This window comes from Pseudomonas sp. (assembly GCF_051660785.1).
In the GTDB taxonomy this organism is placed as follows: domain Bacteria; phylum Pseudomonadota; class Gammaproteobacteria; order Pseudomonadales; family Pseudomonadaceae; genus Aquipseudomonas.
In genome coordinates this window covers 110,463-130,885 of record NZ_JBOFQE010000073.1, presented here as the reverse complement: position 1 = coordinate 130,885, position 20,423 = coordinate 110,463, and the positions used below count along the sequence as shown (strand labels likewise).

The following is a 20,423-nucleotide window of genomic DNA, read 5'->3' as shown; positions in this document are numbered from 1 at the left end:
AAAAAAATCCGGAATCCTTGTCGGATTCCGGATTCTTGTGTCGATCCGGATCAGCTGCCTTTGACAGTCTTGCCGTTGACCTTGCCGTCGAGAAGCATGATGTTGTACTCCTTGCCGTCGGTTTCGACCTGTTGCAGGCGGACCAGCAGGTAATCCCAGTCCTTGGCGAACCACAGTACGGTGATGCGCTTGCTTTGTGTCGGGTCGCGCACGCGCTCGACCTTGATCGCATCGATCTGACCGGCCTTGGTGTCGACTTTTTCCGAACCCAGCACGCGGAAGTCATAGGTATCGACTTCGCCATCGTCAACAACCTGATAGCTCATGCTTTTCTTGCCGGCGGCCACGTCGTGCTGCAGGGCCAGCTGGTACGTGGATTTGTCGACCATGCCGCGATTGAGCGGGATCTTGACCGCGTCACCGCGATCGGTGCCGGTGACCATTTTGTTGGTCCAGTCGAAGTCCAGGTCCGCTTTCTTGGCTTTACCCAGACCACCGCGTTCGAAGTGGTAGGACTGTGGCAGCAGCGTGTCCTTGTCCAGGGTCAGGGTGCTTTCTTCGGTCAGGCTGGCGATCATCATCGAGGCCTTGAAGCTGAGCTTCCAGACACCGTTGGCTTGCTTGGTCAGGCTGCGCTCGGCTGTGCCGCTCATGGGCAGCTGTTTCCAGTCGGCGGTGTAGCTGGCGGAGAAAGGTTGAAGTTCTGCAGCCTGCGCAAACGGCAGGGCGAGCAGAGCGCAAGCGAAGAGCAGGGCGCGACGCATAAAATCTCCTAGGTTCGAATCAAGTGGCCGCTGGCCGCGAGTAACTTTCCATCCAGTAAAGCACCTTGTTCACCGAGCGATAAACGACCTTCGGCAAACCAGCGTACGGCCATCGGGTAAATCAGGTGTTCCTGAACGTGGACCCGCTGCGCCAGACTCTGCGGCGAATCGTGCAACTCTACCGGTATTACTGCCTGTACGACCAGTGGTCCGCCATCGAGTTCCTCGGTGACGAAGTGCACGGAGCAGCCGTGTTCCGTGTCGCCGGCCTCCAGCGCGCGCTGATGAGTGTGTAACCCTTTGTATTTGGGCAGCAGCGAAGGATGGATGTTGAGCAGGCGACCCGCGTAGTGGCGCACGAAGTCAGCGCTGAGAATGCGCATGAAACCGGCCAGTACCACGAGTTTGGGGTTGAAGGCGTCGATCAGTTCGATCAGCGCGGTATCGAAGGCTTCGCGGCCTTCGAAGGCCTTGTGATCCAGGGAGCGGGTGTCGATACCCGCGTCCCTGGCGCGTTGCAGGCCGTAAGCGTCGGCGCGGTTGGAAATCACCGCGGCGATGCGGACCGGGCTGTCGCCGGTCCGCGTGCTGTCGATCAAGGCCTGCAAGTTACTGCCGGTGCCGGACAACAGCACCACCACATCACAGGTCTGGGACATCAATGAGCCTTGAGGTTCTTCAGTTCAACCTGAGCTGCGCCTTCGGCAGCGATGGCGATCTGACCGATGACCCAAGGCTGCTCGCCGGCTTCACGCAGGACGTTCAGCGCAGTTTCAACGTGCTCTTGAGCCACGCAGATCACCATGCCGACGCCGCAGTTCAGCACGCGGTGCATTTCGTTTTCGTCGACGTTGCCTTTCTCTTGCAGCCAGTCGAACACGGCAGGACGAGTCCAGCTTGCAACGTCAACCACCGCTTGGGCGCCTTTTGGCAGAACGCGCGGGATGTTGTCCAGCAGGCCGCCACCGGTGATGTGGGCCATGGCTTTGACGGCGCCGGTGTCCTTGATCAGCTTGAGCAACGGCTTCACGTAGATGCGGGTCGGGGCCATCAGCAGGTCGGTCAGCGGTTTGCCGTCGAGCTGGATGTTTTCGATGTCGGCACCGGACACTTCGATGATCTTGCGGATCAGCGAGTAGCCGTTGGAGTGCGGGCCGGAAGACGGCAGGGCGAGCAGGGCATCGCCGGCAGCGACTTTGGAGCCGTCGATGATCTCGGATTTTTCCACGACGCCGACGCAGAAGCCGGCCAGGTCGTAGTCTTCGCCTTCGTACATGCCAGGCATTTCAGCGGTTTCGCCGCCGACCAGGGAGCAGCCGGACAATTCACAGCCAGCGCCGATGCCGGTCACGACCTGGGTCGCGGTTTCGACGTTGAGCTTGCCGGTGGCGTAGTAGTCGAGGAAGAACAGCGGCTCGGCGCCGCAGACCACCAGGTCGTTCACGCACATGGCCACCAGGTCGATGCCGATGCTGTCGTGCTTGTTCAGGTTCAGTGCCAGGCGCAGCTTGGTGCCGACGCCGTCAGTGCCGGAAACCAGCACAGGCTGCTTGTAGCCGGCCGGGATTTCGCAGAGGGCGCCGAAACCGCCCAGGCCGCCCATGACTTCCGGGCGCGCAGTGCGCTTGGCGACGCTCTTGATGCGTTCGACCAATGCTTCACCGGCGTCGATGTCTACACCGGCGTCCTTGTAGCTCAGGGAGGGTTGCTTGCTCATGATCCAGGCCTTTAGGGGGGATTCAGGGGTAACGACCGAGTCCAGTGGGGCCGTCGAGACGGCGTAGGCGAAAGCCTTGCGCGCTGTTCCGACACTGCCCGGCTGTTGCCGGTCTGCGAAGGCGCGCGATTTTATCAGGCTTGAGGGGCAGCGGCCATCCTCACGCCGACGGCAGGGGCATATCGGCCGAAAAAAACCGTTAATGCCCGTGTTGGTCGCGTCCCCGATGGCTGTATAAGGTATCGCGATTAACCGTCTATCGTTATGACAGTGCGAAAACTTAGTCGGATCGTGGTGAATGTTTTGCGCAGGGACGTGGTCACAGCCTTGCCCGATCATCTTCATGCGGTCTGTTCCAGCCGCTCTCGTCGTCAGGAATCTTCCATGCGTTTTTTTTCCGGATTTTTATTTGCAGGCTGTTTGTCCCTGGTCAGCCTGGCAAGTCAGGCCGAAACCGTCAAAGGCCTGTATCAAGTGCGCGAACCTGTCAGCAGTCAGTCGGCCGAGGAACGCGATCAGGCGACCCAGCGCGCGCTGGACACGCTGGTGTTGCGCCTGACCGGCGACCCCAAGGCTGTGCAAAGTCCGGGGTTGGCGGCGTTGCGCAAAGACCCGCAACAGATCATCAGTCAATACGGTTTTGAGGCAGGCCCGCCGGAGGTGCTGAAAGTCGATTTCGACCCGGGCACCACCGAGCAAGCCTTGCGCCGCGCCGGGTTGTCTTTGTGGGGGGCGAATCGGCCGTCGATCCTGAGCTGGTGGCTGAATGACTCCGCCGAGGGTTCGAGCCTGGTGGGCGATGGCCAGGCCAGCGCCGCGCCGTTGCGCCGTGCGGCACAGCACCGCGGTCTGCCGCTGCGTTTGCCGCTGGCAGATTTGAGTGAGCAGCTGGTCGCTACGGCGCCGACGCTTGAAGGAACGGATGCCACGCCGTTGCGCGCTGCCTCGGATCGTTACAACGCTGACGCCTTGCTCGCGGTGCATGCCCGGGAAGAGGGCGGGCAGTGGCAGGCCAAGTGGAATTTGTGGCTGGGCGACAAGAAGGAGGCGGGTAGCGTGCAGGGCGCGGACCAGGCTGCGGTGGCTGACGCAGTGATGCTGGCGGTGAGTCAGCGTCTGGCGCCACGGTTTGTGGTCAAACCGGGCGCTTCGGGCGAACAATTGCTGGAAGTGCAGGGCATGAACCTGGAACGCTACGCCGCCCTTGGGCGTTTGCTGGAGCCTTTTGGGGCGCGCCTGCAAACCGTTGATGGCGAGCGCATTCTTTATCGGGTCAATGGCAGCGCCGAGCAGTTACGCTCGCAGCTTTCCCTGGCGAAGTTGCAGGAGGTTCCGGCCGGTGAGGCCCCCGCACCCACGGCGCCTGTACAGCCGGCGGCCGAGGGTTCGGCGCCTGTGGTTGCGCCAACCCCTGCACCGGTGCCGCAGTTGCGATTCCGTTGGTAAGGTTTTCTTTCTTTATATAGAAGCATATGGAGCGGTAAATGGCCGATACGCGGCGTTGGTTCTGGTTGGGTGGGGTGGTTTTACTCTGCGTGTTTGTCTGGTTGTTGCATCCGATCCTGACGCCTTTTCTGGTCGCGTTGCTGCTGGCCTATCTGTTCGACCCGCTGGTGGATCGGCTGGAAAGGGCTGGTCTGTCACGCACCTGGGGCGTGGTGGCGGTGTTCGCACTGTTCACCCTGATCTTCACGACATTGTTGCTGGTGTTGGTGCCGATGCTCGCCAAGCAACTGTTTCGCTTGTATGAGCTGGCGCCGCAGATGCTTGACTGGCTGCAGCACACTGCACTGCCGTGGGCGCAATCGAAATTCGGACTGTCGGATAATTTCTGGAAGTTCGACAAGGTCAAGGCGGCGATCAGCGAACACATGGGTCAGACCACCGACATCGTTGGTGTGGTGCTGAGTCAGGCGACGGCTTCCGGGCTGGCGTTGATTGGTTGGCTGGCGAATCTGGTGCTGATCCCGGTGGTGAGTTTCTACCTGCTGCGGGACTGGGACGTGATGATGGCTAAAGTCCGCAGCCTGCTGCCCCGTGAAAACGAAGGGCGCATCGTGACTCTGGCCGGTGAATGCCATGAAGTGCTGGGGGCATTCGTTCGCGGGCAGTTGCTGGTGATGGTGGCGTTGGGGGTGATCTACGCCGCAGGCTTGATGCTGGTGGGTCTGGAACTGGGGCTGTTGATCGGCCTGATCGCGGGTCTGGCGGCCATTGTGCCGTACATGGGCTTTGTCATCGGCATTGGTGCGGCGTTGATTGCCGGCCTGTTCCAGTTCGGTGGCGATCTGTATCCCATGATCGGTATTGTCGCGGTGTTCATGGTCGGGCAGGCACTGGAAGGCATGGTGCTGACTCCCTTGCTGGTGGGCGATCGTATCGGTCTGCACCCGGTGGCGGTGATCTTCGCCATTCTGGCGGGTGGTGAGCTGTTCGGCTTTACCGGCGTGTTGCTGGCATTGCCAGTGGCGGCGGTGATCATGGTGCTGGTGCGCCATGTGCATGATTTGTATAAAGATTCCGACATCTATAGTGGTGTCGATGAACCTGAGCTTTAAGGGTCGTTAAAGTCTGACGACGGGCGGCCTGGTTTCATGCCGGGTTGGCCCGTATCCCCCGCGCTGCTGTCACATGCACCGCCAAAGAAACTGTCATGAAACCAGGGCGTTAACGCAAACCTTTGATTTTGCTTGTGGTCTGTCGCATTGTGCGACCCGCCTCACGGGTATAAACTTCGCAAACTTTACACAGAGGCCACTAACGGTTCCTTTGGAACTGTTCAGTCAGCATGAAACCGATTCAGCTGCCCCTAGGTGTGCGTCTGCGTGATGACGCTACCTTTATCAATTACTACCCAGGCGCCAATGCCGCTGCACTCGGCTATGTCGAGCGGCTATGCGAAGCCGACGCCGGCTGGACCGAAAGCCTGATTTATCTGTGGGGCAAGGACGGGGTAGGGCGTACGCACTTGTTACAGGCGGCCTGCCTGCGCTTCGAGCAACTGGGGGAGCCGGCGGTGTATCTGCCATTGGCCGAGCTGCTGGATCGCGGTATCTCCATTCTCGACAACCTTGAACAATACGAACTGGTCTGCCTGGATGATTTGCAGGCGGTCGCCGGCCGGGCGGATTGGGAAGAGGCGCTGTTTCATCTGTTCAACCGTCTGCGCGACAGCGGTCGGCGCCTGCTGATTGCTGCATCGACCTCGCCACGTGAACTGCCGGTGAAGCTGGCTGACTTGAAATCGCGCCTGACCCTGGCACTGATCTTTCAGATGCGTCCGCTCTCCGACGAGGACAAGTTGCGTGCGTTGCAACTGCGTGCTTCCCGTCGCGGCCTGCACCTGACCGATGAAGTCGGGCACTTTATCTTGACTCGCGGTACCCGCAGCATGAGCGCACTTTTCGAACTGCTTGAACGTCTCGATCAGGCCTCCCTTCAAGCCCAGCGCAAGCTGACAATCCCCTTCCTGAAAGAAACCTTGGGCTGGTAAAACTCAAGCCTGGCGGGGTTTCTGGCATATTTCAGGCGTCAGAAAATCCGCTTTCCTACACGTTGTAGGCCGCGCAGGCGTCTAAAAGGGGCTTAAGCGCTTAGATGTAAACGCGGAACCGGGAAGTCACATAAAGTTCGATTGAATTTGCAAATGAGGATGATAGCGGGCATAGTCGCGGCTCTTTACCCACTATCAGCCACGGTCGTGCCCATGCTAAAGCGCTTCGCACCCCTCGTGCCTCTCGCACTCGTTACCCTGTTGTTCGGTTGCGCTGCCCACTCTCCAGTGACCCAGCAAGAGCAACAACAACAGGTCAAGAATTCCGTTACCGCCCAGTCCTCTTCCGTTCTTTTCCAGGAAGATCTTTACCAGGACAGCGTGGCCACCGATAAAGAACTGGCAAACTTCGCCGATGGCAAGTCGTACCAGCTTCCGGTTCTGGCCGACAGCATCCTCGAACGTGGCATGTCCCTGATCGGTACCCGTTACCGTTTCGGCGGCACTTCCGAGGCCGGCTTTGATTGCAGCGGTTTCATCGGTTATCTGTTTCGTGAAGAAGCCGGCATGAACCTGCCGCGCTCCACCCGCGAAATGATCAACGTGGACGCGCCGCTGGTTGCTCGTAGTGCGCTCAAGCCGGGTGACCTGCTGTTCTTCGCCACCAATGGTCGTCGCGGTCGTGTCAGTCACGCCGGGATCTACCTGGGCGATAACCAGTTCATCCACTCCAGCAGCCGCAAAAGCGGTGGTGTCCGGGTCGATAGCCTGGGCGACAGCTACTGGAGCAAGACCTTCATCGAAGCCAAGCGCGCACTCGCGATGGCCCCGACCGTGGTCACCGCCCGCAAGTAAATCTTCAGTCTGTCGCCACATCAGTGGCGACAAAAAGCCCCTGCGCAAAGCAGTAGGCGGACAGTTTGTAAGGCGAACTTAAAGTCTTACTTGAAGTTTGGCCGATAGCCGCTAGAATCCTGATCTATTATTGATGGCAAACCGCCTGCGTCCTGCGCAGGCGGTTTTCTTTTCTGTCTTCCCGGCAGAAAAAGCCGCAGCCAGATCAGGATGTTCTGCTAATGACGATGTCGGCCCGCCTCACCATCATGCTCTTCGCAGCCCTGCTCAGCGCCTGCGCCAGTCGCACACCGCCGCCCGCGCCGGTGGTTCGCGCGCCCATTGTTTTCGGTAACCCGCAACCCTTTTCCCCCGAGGCAGAAGACGTGCTGTTCCGCGCGCTCGGCCTGGTGGGAACGCCGTATCGTTGGGGTGGTAACACACCGGATTCAGGCTTCGATTGCAGCGGCCTGATCGGCTACGTCTACCGTGATGTCACCGGCATTTCCCTGCCGCGTACCACCCGCGAGATGATCAGCATGCAGGCGGCCAATGTCGGCAAGGAAGGGCTGCAAACCGGTGACTTGATCTTCTTCGCCACCAATGGCGGTTCCCAGGTCAGCCATGCCGGTATCTACGTCGGTGAAGGCCGCTTCGTTCATGCGCCGGCCACTGGCGGCACGGTGAAGCTCGACAGCCTGTCCAAGGCTTACTGGCAGAAGGCTTATCTGAGTGCCAAGCGTGTTCTGCAGCCAGAGCATTTGGCACGCAACCCGTAGCGTTCTGTCCGAAGAGGTTGTCATGACCGCTCGCACCCTCAACCTCGACGATTCCCTGTATCAATACCTGCTCGACGTTTCCCTGAGGGAAACGCCGCTGCTCAAGCGTTTGCGAGACGAAACCCAGGCGCTGCCCATGGCGCGCTGGCAGGTGGCGCCGGAGCAGGGGCAGTTCCTCGCGTTACTGGTCAAACTCATTGGCGCGAAGCGATTGCTGGAGGTTGGTACGTTCACTGGTTACAGCGCATTGTGCATGGCGGCTGCGTTGCCCGAGGACGGTTCGCTGATCTGCTGTGATATACCCGGCGACTACAACGCTATCGCACGCCGTTACTGGCAGGAGGCTGGCCTCGCCCATCGCATTGACCTGCGTCTGGCGCCCGCGCTGGAAACCCTCGCGACGCTGGATCGGTCGGGGCAATTCGATCTGATCTTCATTGACGCCGACAAAGCCAATTACCCCGGCTATCTGGAGCATGCGCTGCGCCTGCTACGGGTCGGCGGGCTGGCGGTGTTCGACAACACGCTGTGGAGCGGGCGGGTGCTTGAAAAGGATTCCGAAAGCGCAGACACACGAGCCATACAGGCGCTCAATCGCGCCTTGAAGGATGATTCTCGGGTGGATCTGTCGTTGTTGCCGTTGGGGGATGGGCTCACGCTCTGCCGTAAGCGCTGAAGCCCTTTGTGGGAGCGAGCCTGCTCGCGATAGCGGGAGATCAGGCAACATCAATGTTGAATGTACCGACCTCATCGCGAGCAGGCTCGCTCCCACAGGGGATGTGTGTTGCCGTTACTTCGCGGTCGACACCCGCCACACCTTGTTCCCCACGTCATCGGCAACCAGCAAGTCACCCTGCTGATCAATCACCACACCTACTGGCCGGCCCATGGCCTTCTCATCCTCGTTGAGGAAGCCTGTCAGCACATCCACTGGTTGCCCGGTCGGCTTGCCTCCTGCGAACGGGACGAAAATCACTTTATAACCACTGTGCGGCTTGCGGTTCCATGAGCCGTGCTGCCCAATGAAGGCGCCCTCCTTGAACTGCGCCGGCAGTGTGTTGCCCTCGGCAAACGACAAGCCCAGCGAGGCGGTATGCGGGCCAACGGCGTAGTCCGGCGCAATGGCCTTGGCCACCAGGTCGGGGTTTTGCGGTTCGACGCGAATATCGACGTGCTGACCGTAGTAACTGAATGGCCAGCCGTAAAATCCGCCGTCCTTCACTGAAGTGATGTAGTCCGGCACCAGATCGCTGCCGATTTCGTCTCGTTCATTCACCGCCGTCCACAGCGCGCCGGTCTGAGGTTCCCAGGCCAGGCCGTTGGGATTGCGAATCCCCGAAGCGAAGATCCGGTGATTGCCGGTGGCGCGATCCACTTCCCAGATCGCCGCCCGACCTTCTTCCTGATCCAGGCCGTTTTCCCCGACGTTGCTGTTGGAACCTACAGTGACGTACAGCTTGCTCCCGTCCTTGCTGGCGATGACGTTTTTGGTCCAGTGGTGATTCAGCGTACCACCCGGCAGATCGACCACCTTTATCGGCTGCGACTTGATCGCCGTGTCGCCGTTTTCATAGTGAAAGCGCAGCAAGCGGTCGGTGTCGGCGACGTACAGGTCATTGCCGACCAGGGTCATGCCGAAAGGCGAATTGAGGTTTTCCAGAAACACGGTGCGGGTTTCGGCGATGCCGTCGTGGTCCTTGTCCCGCAGCAGCGTGATGCGATTCGGGCTGGGGACGCCGGCGCCCGCACGGCCCATGACTTTCTTCATGACCCAGCCTTTAACGCCTTTGCCGTCATCGGGTTTCGGTGGGGCGTTGGTTTCCGCCACCAGTACATCTCCGTTGGGCAGCACGTAGAGCCAGCGCGGATGATCGAGTCCTTCGGCAAATGCCGCCACTTGAGTGCCCGCCGCAGCGGTCGGTTTCGCGCCCTCCGGCCAGCCGATCGCCGGGGCGATATTCACCGTCGGGATCAGGGTCTTGTTCGGTTCTGGCAACTTGGGTGACGGGCCGGTGCCGTCGGAGACTTGCAAGCTGGAGGTTTCACCACAGGCGGCGAGCCCTCCGGCGAGCGCGATGATGAGAACGAGCTGGGGCTTGCGCATGCTGATCTTCCCTATGAATGCATTGACCTAATCATAGAGAAGATTCGAGGCGCGATGGTTCAACCGGTCAGCCGCGGGCTTCCTTGAGCAGCACGGCGATGCCGGGATGGTAGTTGCCGGCTTCATTGCGCAACTTGCGATAGGCGTACGGGAAATACCAGGCCACGGCGCAGCTGTGTTCCTTTTGCAGGTCGTCGACCATGTCCTGGAGTTCTTCAGGTGTCGCGCTCTGCTGAGCTTTTTGTGGCGCAACGAACAGGCAACCGAGTTTCAGGTCGCTGGCGTAGCTGATGCGTTTGGCGTCGCTGGTAATGTCCTGCAGTGCCTGCGTCAGGTTCAGGCTATTGACCCGCGGCCAGCGTTGAGTGGCCTGAAGATAGGCGCGTTCTTCGGCGGTGGCGATAAACAGATCGGCGCGGCTGTTGCGTTCGCCTTCTTCGTTCTGCTTGCGCGTGGTTGTTTGTTGCAGCGTGACCATTTCCGCCATCCAGGCTGCGGCGGAGAGCAAGCCAAGGTTGGCTTTTTCGTCGTACCAGTAAGGCGTGTCGTTATCGCCGCGCACCGCGTTGTAGCGGTCGATACAGTCAAACCAGCGTTCCAGCACCGGTCGCAGGAATTCCAGCTTCGGATTGCTGATGATCATGCCTTGCATGTTGCTCACCCTTTGTAATTGTGATGTTGGGTTGTGGCGCTTTGATATCACTGCTGGCAGTGTGGTGCAAGTTGGGGGGTCAGTAAATTGACCGGCGGCAGTATATCGCTCGCTCGCGCTTTGTCTTCAATTGACGCTCCACCCCCAACCCTCTAACCTTCGCGGCTTGTTTCAGGTGCTCTGTGGCGAAGGTCGACAGAGTGAAACAGGGAAGCCGGTGAGTGACTATCTTCGAGCGACGAAGAGTCATGATCCCGGCGCTGCCCCCGCAACGGTAAATGAGTAAAAGCTGCGCCTTGAGCCACTGTGTCGAACGTCGACATGGGAAGGCGCGCAGTCCGGCAAATGCCGCTCATGAGCCCGGAGACCGGCCTGATTCATCCAACGGCATCACGGTGGGCGATGCCAGGCTTCTTGCCGTCTATTCTTGTGCCTGCCCGCCGTTATCCAGCCTCAACGGAGAGCTCCCCCATGACTGATTCCCCTGATCGTGACGAACGCCATCTGGCGCGCATGCAGCGCAAAAAAGCCGTGATCGACGAACGCATCGCCAACTCGCCGAATGAGTGCGGCCTGCTGCTGGTACTGACCGGCAACGGCAAAGGCAAGAGCAGCTCGGCCTTCGGCATGCTCGCCCGGTCCATGGGGCACGGCATGCAGTGCGGTGTGGTGCAGTTCATCAAGGGTCGCAACAGCACCGGCGAAGAGCTGTTCTTCCGGCGCTTTCCGGAGCAGGTGCGTTTTCATGTGATGGGCGAGGGCTTCACCTGGGAAACCCAGGACCGCCAGCGTGACATCGCCGCCGCCGAAGCCGCGTGGGCGGTGTCCCGTGAATTGCTGCGCGATCCATCGATCGGCCTGGTAGTGCTGGATGAGCTGAACATTGCCCTCAAGCACGGTTACCTCGACCTCGATCAAGTGCTCACTGACTTGCAGGCGCGTCCGCCGATGCAACACGTGGTGGTCACCGGTCGCGGCGCCAAGCCGGAAATGATCGAGCTGGCCGACACCGTTACCGAAATGGGCGTGATCAAACACGCGTTCCAGGCCGGGATCAAAGCGCAAAAAGGCGTCGAGCTGTGAATACTATTTTATGAAAAGCATACGTCATTGCCCGGCGGTGCTGATCGCCGCGCCGGCCTCCGGTCAGGGCAAGACCACCGTCACCGCCGCGCTGGCCCGTTTGCATCGCAATCAGGGGCGCAAGGTTCGCGTGTTCAAGTGCGGCCCGGACTTTCTCGACCCGATGATTCTCGAGCGCGCCAGCGGGGCGTCGGTGTATCAACTGGACATGTGGATGGTCGGCGAGCAGGAAAGTCGTCGACTGTTGTGGGAAGCCGCGGCCGAAGCCGACCTGATCCTCATCGAAGGCGTCATGGGCCTGTTCGACGGCACGCCGTCCAGCGCCGACCTGGCGCGGCACTTCGGTGTCCCCGTGCTCGGCGTGATCGACGGTACGGCGATGGCGCAGACTTTTGGTGCGCTGGCGTTGGGGTTGGCGAAGTATCAGCCGGACTTGCCGTTCGCCGGCGTGTTGGCCAACCGCGTGGGCACGTTGCGGCACGCACAATTGCTCGAAGGCAGCCTGACGGAAGGTTTGCGCTGGTACGGCGCCTTGTCGCGGGAAACCGGGATCGAATTGCCGAGTCGACATCTCGGTCTGGTCCAGGCCAGCGAGTTGAACGATCTCGACCTGCGCCTCGATGCGGCGGCCGAATCGCTGGCGAGCAGTTGCGATGTGGCGCTGCCTCCGCCCGTGGAGTTTGCCGGACCCGATGTGATCGTCGCCGAACCTTTGCTTGAAGGTGTCCGAATCGCCGTCGCACGTGACGAAGCGTTTGCCTTCACCTACGGCGCGAGCCTGGATCTGCTGCGGGCGATGGGCGCCGAATTGCTGTTTTTCTCGCCGATCCGCGATGCTGATTTGCCTGAAGCGGACAGCCTTTATCTCCCGGGCGGTTATCCGGAACTGCACCATGTGGCGCTGTCACAGAACACCTCGATGCTCAATGCAATCCGCGCCCATCATGCCGCCGGCAAACCGCTGTTGGCCGAGTGCGGCGGGATGTTGTATTTGCTCGATTCGTTGACCGATGTCGAAGGTACTCGGGCCGAACTGGTGGGCTTGCTCAAAGGTGATGCGGTGATGCAAAAGCGACTGGCCGCGCTGGCGTTGCAGGCGGTTGAGTTGCCGGAAGGTTTGCTCCGTGGGCATACCTATCATCATTCGTTGACCAGCACCGAGCTTGAACCGATTGCTCGTGGGCTGAGCCCGAATGGCGGGCGTGGGGCGGAGGCGGTTTACCGTGAGGGGCGGATGACGGCCTCTTATGTGCACTTTTATTTCCCGTCCAATCCCACTGCCGTAGCTGCATTGTTTGCGCCCGAGTGTGAAACCGCCATCGCGAGCAGGCTCACTCCCACAGGGGAATGTATTTCAAATGTGGGAGCGAGCCTGCTCGCGAAGAGGCCATGACCGACAACGCATTCTCCGAAGCTGAGCGCGAAGCGGTGTATCGGGCCATTGCTGAACGCCGCGACATGCGCCACTTCAGCGGCGGCACCGTCGAACCCGAGTTGCTACGGCGCCTGCTCGAAGCCGCCCATCAGGCGCCAAGCGTCGGCCTGATGCAGCCCTGGCGTTTTATCCGCATCAGCGACCGAGTCCTGCGCGGCAAGATCCAGCAGTTGGTGGAAGAAGAACGCATCCGCACCGCCGAAGCCCTCGGCGAGCGCACTGACGAATTCATGAAGCTCAAGGTCGAAGGCATCAACGATTGCGCCGAGGTGCTGGTCGCCGCACTGATGGACGATCGCGAGCGCCACATCTTCGGTCGTCGCACCTTGCCGGAAATGGACATGGCCTCGTTGTCCTGCGCAATCCAGAACCTCTGGCTGGCCTCCCGCGCTGAAGGCCTGGGCATGGGCTGGGTGTCGCTGTTCGAGCCGCAAGCGCTGACGGACCTGCTCGGTTTGCCGTCCGGAGCCAAGCCGCTGGCGGTTCTTTGCCTCGGCCCGGTCAAGGAATTCTATCCGGCGCCGATGCTGGTACTCGAAGGGTGGGCGCAGGCGCGTCCGCTCAGTGAGTTGCTGTATGAAAATTATTGGGGAGTGAGTCAATGAGTGTGGCGTTATTGAGTGTCGCCGCGGTGGCGCTGGACGCGCTGCTGGGTGAACCCAAACGCTGGCATCCGCTGGTGGCGTTCGGCCGCTTTGCCGACCGCATCGAGCAACGTTTCAATGGTGAGGGCCGTGGCTGGCGCAGTCACGGCGTTACCGCCTGGGTGATTGCGGTGTTGCCGCTGACCTTGCTGGCCACGGCGTTTTCCTGGGCGCCTTATGTGGGCTGGATTGTCGAGATTCTCGCGCTCTATTGCGCCCTCGGCATGCGCAGCCTCGGTGAGCACGTTGAACCGGTGGCCAAGGCCCTGCGCAGCGATGATCTGGATGAGGCGCGCACACGGGTCGGCTATCTGGTCAGCCGTCAGACCAGCGAACTGGATAAAACCGAAGTCGCCCGCGCCGCCACGGAATCAGTCCTGGAGAACGGCAGCGATGCGGTATTCGCTGCGCTGTTCTGGTTTGCGGTGGCAGGCGCACCCGGCGTGGTGCTCTACCGTTTGAGCAATACCCTGGATGCGATGTGGGGTTATCGCAACGAACGCTTCGAACGTTTCGGCTGGGCCGCGGCGAAGATCGACGATGTCCTCAATTACATTCCTGCGCGCCTTGTGGCATTGACCTACGCGTTGCTGGGCAAGACCCGACTGGCGTTGAAATGCTGGCGCACTCAGGGCCCGACCTGGGACAGCCCGAACGCTGGGCCGGTGATGGCGGCCGGCGCCGGTGCACTCGGCGTCGAGTTGGGCGGGGCGGCGATCTATCACGGTGAATTGCATCAGCGTCCGCAATTGGGCGAAGGCGCGCCGGCGGATGCCGACTCCATCGACCGTGGCTGGCAATTGGTCCAGCGCGGGGTATGGTTATGGCTGCTGATTCTCTGCGTGGGAGCTGAATTCTATGCTTGAGCACGGTGGCCGGTTGCGCAAGGCAGCGCTCGAGTACGGCATTGCCGAAGCCGATTGGCTGGACCTGTCCAGCGGCCTCGCGCCGTGGCCATTCCCGATCCCGGATATCCCGCTGCGGGCCTGGGCGCGCTTGCCGGAAACCGATGACGGTCTGGAGCAGGCGGCCTGCGATTATTACGGCGCCGCCCAGGTGCTGCCGGTCGCCGGTTCGCAAATGGCTATTCAGTTGTTGCCGCGTTTGCGCCGGGCCGGCAAGGTCGGCGTGCTATCGCCGTGTTATGCCGAACACGCTGAGGCATGGCGGCGCAATGGCTACATCGTGCGCGAAGTGCTGGAGCAGGAAGTCGACTTCTATATCGACAGCCTCGACGTGCTGGTGGTGGTCAATCCGAACAACCCGACGGGCCTGAGCCTGAGCCCAAGTCGTCTGCTCGACTGGCATGCCCGGCTGGCCTCGCGCGGCGGCTGGCTGGTGGTCGACGAGGCGTTCATGGACAACACGCCGCAGTTGAGCGTGGCACCATTTGCCCATCAGGTCGGCTTGATCGTGCTGCGTTCCTTCGGCAAGTTTTTTGGTCTGGCCGGTGTGCGGCTGGGCTTTGTGCTGGCTGAGCGCAAACTGCTCAAATTGCTCGCCGAGCAGGTCGGGCCCTGGGCGGTCAGTGGGCCCACGCGGGTGTTGGGCCAGGCCTGTTTGCTGGACACCGCAGGCCACGCAAGGCAACGCGTGCGCAGTGAGGAGGCCAGCGAGCGCCTGGCCCTTTTGCTCGGGCAGTATGGTTTGCAGCCACAGGGCGGCTGTGCCTTGTTTCAATGGCTGATCACCGAGCATGCCGAAGCGCTTCACGAGTTCATGGCGCGGCGTGGCATCTTGCTGCGGCTGTTCGCCCACAACAGCAGCGTGCGTTTCGGCTTGCCTGCGGATGAGGCCGATTGGCAGCGTCTCGAACTGGCGCTTCAAGACTACGTCAAGGAATCCCGATGACCACGCTAATGGTGCAAGGCACCACCTCCGACGCCGGTAAAAGCACGCTAGTGACGGCGCTGTGTCGCTGGGTCACGCGTCAGGGCGTGCGCGTCGTGCCGTTCAAACCGCAGAACATGGCGCTCAACAGTGCCGTGACCGCCGAGGGTGGCGAGATCGGTCGCGCCCAGGCGGTGCAGGCACAGGCGGCCAACCTTGAACCGCACACCGACATGAACCCGGTGCTGCTCAAACCCAACAGCGACACCGGCGCCCAAGTGATCATTCACGGTCGCGCGGTCACGACGATGAACGCGGTGGCCTATCACGACTACAAAACCATCGCCATGCAAGCGGTGCTGGCTTCCCATGAACGATTGAGCGCGGCGTATCCGGTGGTGATGGTCGAAGGCGCAGGCTCGCCGGCCGAGATCAATCTGCGTGCCGGCGACATCGCCAACATGGGCTTTGCCGAAGCGGTGGATTGCCCGGTGGTGCTGATCGCCGACATCAATCGCGGCGGGGTGTTCGCGCATCTGGTGGGGACACTGGAATTGCTGTCGCCCACCGAGCAGGCGCGGATCAAAGGCTTCATCATCAACCGTTTTCGCGGTGACATCGCCTTGCTGCAACCGGGTCTCGACTGGCTGGAAGCGCGCACCGGCAAACCGGTGATCGGCGTGCTGCCGTATGTGATGGATCTGCACCTGGAAGCCGAAGACGGCATCGATCAGCGCCAGACCGACAAGGCCGAGCGCGTACTGAAAGTGCTGGTGCCGGTGCTGCCGCGCATCAGCAACCACACCGATTTCGATCCGCTGCGCCTGCATCCGCAAGTGGACCTGCAATTCATCGGCCCTGGCCAGGCGATTCCGCCGGCCGACCTGATCATTCTTCCCGGCTCGAAAAGCGTGCGCAGCGACCTCGCGTATTTGCGCGCCAATGGCTGGGACGCGGCGATCAGTCGTCATCTGCGTTATGGCGGCAAAGTGCTGGGGATTTGCGGCGGTTTGCAAATGCTCGGTGAACAAGTGCATGACCCCCTGGGCCTCGAAGGCGTGCCGGGTTCCAGTGCAGGCCTGGGCTTGCTGGCGTTCGAAACGCAGCTTGAAGAAGAGAAGCAACTGCGCAATGTGCGCGGGCGTTTGGCACTGGAAAATGCCGAGGTCAGTGGTTATGAAATTCATGCTGGCGTCACCACCGGGCCGGCGCTGGAAAACGCCGCGGTGCAGCTGGAAGATGGTCGCTGCGATGGCGCGCAAAGTGCTGACGGGCAGATTTCCGGCACCTATCTGCATGGGCTGTTCGAGTCTCCGGCAGCGTGCAGTGCGTTGTTGCGCTGGGCGGGTTTGCAGGATGTGCAGGACGTGGATTACCACGGGTTGCGCGAGCGGGATATCGAGCGGTTGGCGGATTTGGTGGAGAAGCATCTGGATACCTCGCTGCTGCGTGAACTCTGTGGGATTTGAGGTGGCTGTGCTGGCCTCATCGCGAGCAGGCTCGCTCCCACAGGGGATCGCATTCCAATGGGGGAGCGAGCCTGCTCGCGATGACGGCAGTTGCCTCACCGCACATTTATAGGATGTCACCATGCTGCAACTGATCCTCGGCGGCGCCCGCTCCGGCAAAAGTCGTCTGGCTGAAAAACTTGCCTTCGACAGTGGTCTGGCAGTGACTTATATCGCCACCAGCCAACCCTTGGACGGCGAAATGAACGAACGCGTCGCCCATCACCGCGCCCGTCGTCCGGCGGAATGGGCGTTGATAGAAGAGCCGATCGAACTCGCCCGCGTACTGCGCGAAAGCGCCCGCGCCGACCGTTGCCTGCTCGTGGATTGCCTGACCCTGTGGATGACCAATCTGCTGATGCTTGAAGACAATCAGCGTTTGACGGCCGAACGCGAAGCCCTGCTCGACAGCCTGGCCTCATTGCCGGGTGAAATCATTTTTGTCAGCAACGAAACCGGAATGGGTGTCGTGCCGCTGGGCGAATTGACTCGCCGCTATGTCGATGAAGCCGGTTGGCTGCATCAGGCCCTGGCCGAGCGCTGCCAACGGGCCGTCCTGACCGTCGCCGGCCTGCCCCTGACTTTGAAAGGAACTGCGTTATGACTCAATCCTGGTGGCTGAACCCGTGCAAGCCGATCGATGCGCAAGCCGTCGAGCAGGCGCAAGCACGTCAACAGCAGCTGACCAAACCCGCCGGTTCCCTTGGCCGACTTGAATCGGTGGCCGTGCAATTGGCGGGGCTGCAAGGACAGGTCAAACCGAGCCTTGATCAGTTGTGGATTGCCATTTTTGCCGGTGACCATGGCGTTGTTGCCGAGGGCGTGTCGGCATTTCCTCAGGAAGTTACCGGGCAGATGCTGCACAACTTCGTCAGCGGTGGTGCGGCGATCAGTGTTTTGGCGCGTCAGCTCGGGGCTTCGCTGGAAGTGGTCGACCTCGGCACGATCACGCCGTCGTTGAACCTGCCGGGTGTGCGTCATCTCAACATCGGTGCGGGCACTGCCAACTTCGTGAAAGGTGCGGCCATGACGCAGGCCCAGGGCGAACTCGCCTTGCAGGCTGGTCGCGACAGCGTGCAGCGTGCGGTCGCCGCCGGTGCGCAGCTGTTTATCGGCGGTGAGATGGGCATTGGCAACACCACGGCGGCCAGCGCTCTGGCCTGTGCTTTGCTCGATTGCCCGGTGGTGCATTTGGCCGGGCCGGGCACCGGTCTGGACGCGGCGGGGGTCAGCCACAAAGCCCAGGTCATCGAACGTGCCCTGGCATTGCACGGCGCTCAGCGCGGTGATGCGTTGCAAACGCTGTTCAACCTCGGCGGTTTTGAGATTGCAGCGTTGGTCGGCGCGTATCTGGCGTGCGCCCAGGAAGGCGTTGCGGTGCTGGTGGACGGCTTTATTTGCAGCGTCGCTGCGTTGGTGGCGGTGCGCTTGAATCCTGAATGCCGTGAGTGGCTGCTGTTCGGCCATCGCGGTGCCGAGCCGGGCCATCGTCATGTGCTGGAAACCCTTAATGCCGAGCCGCTGCTGGACCTCGGCCTGCGCCTGGGCGAGGGCAGTGGCGCCGCGTTGGCCGTGCCGTTGCTGCGACTGGCCTGCGATCTTCACGGGCAAATGGCGACCTTCGCCGAAGCCGCGGTGGCGGACCGCCCGGCATGACGCTGCGTCTGGATCTTCTGCGCCATGGTGAGACCGAACTCGGCGGCGGATTGCGCGGCAGCCTAGACGATGCGCTGACCGCCAAGGGCTGGGAGCAGATGCGCGCCGCGGTGGTCGAGCAAGGGCCGTGGGATCGCTTGATCAGTTCGCCGCTGCAACGTTGTGCGCGGTTTGCCGATGAGCTGGGTGCGCAGTTGGGGCTGCCCGTGCACCTCGACAAAGATCTGCAAGAACTGCACTTCGGCGCCTGGGAAGGGCAGAGCGCGGCAGCGCTGATGGAAACTGATGCTGAAGGATTGGGCCTGTTCTGGGCCGATCCCTATTCGTTTACGCCACCTGAGGGTGAGCCGGTCGGGGATTTTTCGACGCGGGTGCTGGCGGCGGTGGAGCGTCTGCACGCGACGTATGCGGGCGAACGGATTTTGCTGATCAGCCATGGCGGCGTCATGCGTTTGTTGCTGGCTCAGGCACGGGGGTTGCCGCGAGAGCAGTTGCTGAATGTCGAAGTCGGCCATGGGGTGCTGTTTTCGATGAGCGTCGAGTCAGGCGTCATTCTCAAGGAAGCGATCTGATCATGTTGCCGTTCTGGATCGCCCTGCAATTTCTCAGCAGTTTGCCGATTCGTTTGCCTGGCATGCCGGCACCCCAGGAGCTGGGTCGGTCGCTGCTGTTTTATCCGCTGGTCGGGCTGCTGTTCGGCGCGCTTTTATGGGCGCTGAACTGGCTACTGCTCGGCACGCCGCTGCTGCTTCACGCTGCGCTATTGCTGACCGTTTGGGTACTGCTCAGCGGCGCGCTGCACCTGGACGGCCTGGCCGATAGCGCCGATGCGTGGCTCGGTGGTTTCGGCGACCGCGAACGCACGCTGACCATCATGAAAGACCCGCGCAGCGGGCCGATTGCGGTGGTGACGCTGGTGCTGGTGTTGCTGCTCAAATTCGCCGCGTTGCTGGCATTGATCGAGCAGCAGCACAGCGTGTTGCTGATCATCGTTCCGCTGATTGGCCGCAGCGCGCTGCTGGGATTGTTCCTGACCACGCCGTATGTGCGTGCCGGTGGTTTGGGGCAGGCGTTGGCCGATCATTTGCCGCGCGCTGCGGGCAAGCAGGTGTTGGCGGTCAGTGCGTTAGCATCTGTGCTGATCGCAGGGTTCAGCGGCGTTTGGGCGCTTGTGCTGGCGGCGGTGATGTTCGTTTGGTTGCGGCAGGTGATGCTGCGGCGATTGGGCGGAACGACGGGGGATACGGCCGGGGCGATGCTGGAGTTGATGGAGATGGCGGTGCTGGCAGGATTGGCGTTGGCCTGATGGTTTGTGGGCAGGATGTGCCGTCCTCATCGCGAGCAGGCTCGCTCCCACAATGGAATGCGGTCAACTGTGGGAGCGAGCCTGCTCGCGATTGCGGTCTGCCAGACACTTCGATATCCCTGAATGAACCCATCTGTAACTTGATTTAACACACTCGCGGGTATATACACGCACCATGCTCGACTCTCAATGTTTATGCATCAACCTGCGTCGCGCCGCCCGTGGCGTCAGCAGGCATTACGACGGCGCACTCGATGGCTTCGGGATCAACGTTGCCCAGTATTCTTTGCTGTGCAATCTGCAGCGCCTGAATGAACCGAGTATTTCCACCCTGGCCGAAGCCATGGGCCTGGACCGCAGCACCTTGGGGCGCAATCTTCGGGTGCTGGAAGGTGAGGGCCTGGTGATGCTGGTCGAGGGCGAGGACATGCGTAATCGCATCGTCCGGCTGACCGAGGCGGGCGCAGAGCGCCTGGCAGCGGCCTTGCCTGCGTGGGAAGCGGCGCAGCAGCGCCTGGTCGACCGTCTGGGTGCCGAAAAACGCGAAACCTTGTTGCGACTGCTGGACGAACTGGCGTAATGCCGGTTTTTCCGATCTTAAGCGGGTATATACCCGCT

At 61.3% G+C, this 20,423-nt stretch carries 22 protein-coding genes and 1 riboswitch; of the genes, 17 read left to right on the top strand and 5 right to left on the bottom strand.

All coding sequences use genetic code 11. The annotated features are described in order from the left end of the window. Positions 1-50: 50 nt before the first annotated feature. From ACRC4F_RS19345 to purM, 3 genes are read right to left on the bottom strand one after another with little or no spacing between them, the layout of a single operon-like run. A complete protein-coding gene (locus ACRC4F_RS19345) occupies positions 51-764 on the bottom strand; it encodes a DUF3108 domain-containing protein (RefSeq protein WP_438660778.1) in 714 nt (237 codons plus the stop codon). Positions 765-772: 8 nt separating this feature from the next. Next, on the bottom strand, positions 773-1,423 hold the full coding sequence (purN, locus tag ACRC4F_RS19340; RefSeq protein WP_438660777.1) for a phosphoribosylglycinamide formyltransferase: 651 nt from the start codon (positions 1,421-1,423) through the stop codon (positions 773-775). Then, entirely contained in the window at positions 1,423-2,481 is a 1,059-nt protein-coding gene (purM, locus tag ACRC4F_RS19335) for a phosphoribosylformylglycinamidine cyclo-ligase (protein ID WP_438660776.1), read from the bottom strand. Before purM ends, purN begins: the two co-directional genes overlap by 1 nt. A gap of 384 nt (positions 2,482-2,865) precedes the next feature. Here purM and ACRC4F_RS19330 point away from each other — a divergent pair, with 384 nt between their 5' ends. The 6 genes from ACRC4F_RS19330 (at position 2,866) to ACRC4F_RS19305 (ending at position 8,263) form a co-directional block, all read left to right on the top strand. Then, positions 2,866-3,927, top strand: a complete 1,062-nt coding sequence (locus tag ACRC4F_RS19330; RefSeq protein WP_438660775.1) for a DUF2066 domain-containing protein — start codon at positions 2,866-2,868, stop codon at positions 3,925-3,927. A gap of 38 nt (positions 3,928-3,965) precedes the next feature. Further along, on the top strand, positions 3,966-5,039 hold the full coding sequence (locus ACRC4F_RS19325) for an AI-2E family transporter (protein WP_438660774.1): 1,074 nt from the start codon (positions 3,966-3,968) through the stop codon (positions 5,037-5,039). A 230-nt stretch (positions 5,040-5,269) separates the two neighbouring features. After that, the gene (hda, locus tag ACRC4F_RS19320) at positions 5,270-5,974 is read left to right on the top strand and encodes a DnaA regulatory inactivator Hda (RefSeq protein WP_010456804.1); all 705 of its coding nucleotides are present in this window, start codon (positions 5,270-5,272) and stop codon (positions 5,972-5,974) included. Positions 5,975-6,187: 213 nt separating this feature from the next. Next, positions 6,188-6,829, top strand: a complete 642-nt coding sequence (locus tag ACRC4F_RS19315) for a C40 family peptidase (RefSeq protein ID WP_438660773.1) — start codon at positions 6,188-6,190, stop codon at positions 6,827-6,829. A 221-nt stretch (positions 6,830-7,050) separates the two neighbouring features. After that, positions 7,051-7,587 carry a C40 family peptidase gene (locus ACRC4F_RS19310; RefSeq protein ID WP_131062204.1) on the top strand — a complete coding sequence of 179 codons (537 nt, stop codon included), beginning with the start codon at positions 7,051-7,053 and terminating at the stop codon, positions 7,585-7,587. A gap of 22 nt (positions 7,588-7,609) precedes the next feature. Then, positions 7,610-8,263 carry an O-methyltransferase gene (locus ACRC4F_RS19305; protein ID WP_438660772.1) on the top strand — a complete coding sequence of 218 codons (654 nt, stop codon included), beginning with the start codon at positions 7,610-7,612 and terminating at the stop codon, positions 8,261-8,263. Positions 8,264-8,377: 114 nt separating this feature from the next. Here the strand turns inward: ACRC4F_RS19305 and ACRC4F_RS19300 are convergent, their stop codons facing one another. Beyond that, positions 8,378-9,691, bottom strand: a complete 1,314-nt coding sequence (locus ACRC4F_RS19300; protein ID WP_438660771.1) for a PQQ-dependent sugar dehydrogenase — start codon at positions 9,689-9,691, stop codon at positions 8,378-8,380. Between the two features lie 67 nt (positions 9,692-9,758). Further along, positions 9,759-10,343 carry a hypothetical protein gene (locus ACRC4F_RS19295; RefSeq protein WP_438660770.1) on the bottom strand — a complete coding sequence of 195 codons (585 nt, stop codon included), beginning with the start codon at positions 10,341-10,343 and terminating at the stop codon, positions 9,759-9,761. A 156-nt stretch (positions 10,344-10,499) separates the two neighbouring features. Further along, positions 10,500-10,733: riboswitch (cobalamin riboswitch) on the top strand. An 81-nt stretch (positions 10,734-10,814) separates the two neighbouring features. Between ACRC4F_RS19295 and cobO the strand changes: the two genes are divergently transcribed. From cobO to ACRC4F_RS19240, 11 genes are all read left to right on the top strand, one after another. Next, positions 10,815-11,426, top strand: a complete 612-nt coding sequence (cobO, locus tag ACRC4F_RS19290; RefSeq protein ID WP_090181682.1) for a cob(I)yrinic acid a,c-diamide adenosyltransferase — start codon at positions 10,815-10,817, stop codon at positions 11,424-11,426. 10 nt (positions 11,427-11,436) lie between these two features. After that, positions 11,437-12,819, top strand: coding sequence for a cobyrinate a,c-diamide synthase (locus ACRC4F_RS19285; protein ID WP_438660769.1), 1,383 nt, complete (start codon positions 11,437-11,439; stop codon positions 12,817-12,819). Then, complete coding sequence (gene bluB, locus ACRC4F_RS19280; protein ID WP_438660768.1) at positions 12,816-13,466, top strand: 5,6-dimethylbenzimidazole synthase; 651 nt, start codon at positions 12,816-12,818, stop codon at positions 13,464-13,466. Before ACRC4F_RS19285 ends, bluB begins: the two co-directional genes overlap by 4 nt. After that, positions 13,463-14,371, top strand: a complete 909-nt coding sequence (gene cbiB / locus ACRC4F_RS19275) for an adenosylcobinamide-phosphate synthase CbiB (protein WP_438660767.1) — start codon at positions 13,463-13,465, stop codon at positions 14,369-14,371. The genes bluB and cbiB overlap by 4 nt, the downstream gene beginning before the upstream one ends. Continuing rightward, positions 14,364-15,356 (top strand): threonine-phosphate decarboxylase CobD, encoded by a 993-nt coding sequence (cobD, locus tag ACRC4F_RS19270; protein WP_438660766.1) that lies wholly within the window; start codon positions 14,364-14,366, stop codon positions 15,354-15,356. Before cbiB ends, cobD begins: the two co-directional genes overlap by 8 nt. Then, positions 15,353-16,804, top strand: coding sequence for a cobyric acid synthase (locus ACRC4F_RS19265; protein WP_438660765.1), 1,452 nt, complete (start codon positions 15,353-15,355; stop codon positions 16,802-16,804). The genes cobD and ACRC4F_RS19265 overlap by 4 nt, the downstream gene beginning before the upstream one ends. A 121-nt stretch (positions 16,805-16,925) precedes the next feature. Then, positions 16,926-17,447, top strand: coding sequence for a bifunctional adenosylcobinamide kinase/adenosylcobinamide-phosphate guanylyltransferase (gene cobU, locus ACRC4F_RS19260; RefSeq protein WP_438660764.1), 522 nt, complete (start codon positions 16,926-16,928; stop codon positions 17,445-17,447). Beyond that, complete coding sequence (gene cobT / locus ACRC4F_RS19255; RefSeq protein ID WP_438660763.1) at positions 17,444-18,499, top strand: nicotinate-nucleotide--dimethylbenzimidazole phosphoribosyltransferase; 1,056 nt, start codon at positions 17,444-17,446, stop codon at positions 18,497-18,499. The genes cobU and cobT overlap by 4 nt, the downstream gene beginning before the upstream one ends. Continuing rightward, a complete protein-coding gene (gene cobC, locus ACRC4F_RS19250; RefSeq protein ID WP_438660762.1) occupies positions 18,496-19,071 on the top strand; it encodes an alpha-ribazole phosphatase family protein in 576 nt (191 codons plus the stop codon). Before cobT ends, cobC begins: the two co-directional genes overlap by 4 nt. 2 nt (positions 19,072-19,073) lie before the next feature. Then, complete coding sequence (locus ACRC4F_RS19245) at positions 19,074-19,805, top strand: adenosylcobinamide-GDP ribazoletransferase (protein WP_438660761.1); 732 nt, start codon at positions 19,074-19,076, stop codon at positions 19,803-19,805. A gap of 175 nt (positions 19,806-19,980) precedes the next feature. Then, on the top strand, positions 19,981-20,385 hold the full coding sequence (locus tag ACRC4F_RS19240) for a MarR family winged helix-turn-helix transcriptional regulator (protein ID WP_438660760.1): 405 nt from the start codon (positions 19,981-19,983) through the stop codon (positions 20,383-20,385). Positions 20,386-20,423: the final 38 nt, after the last annotated feature.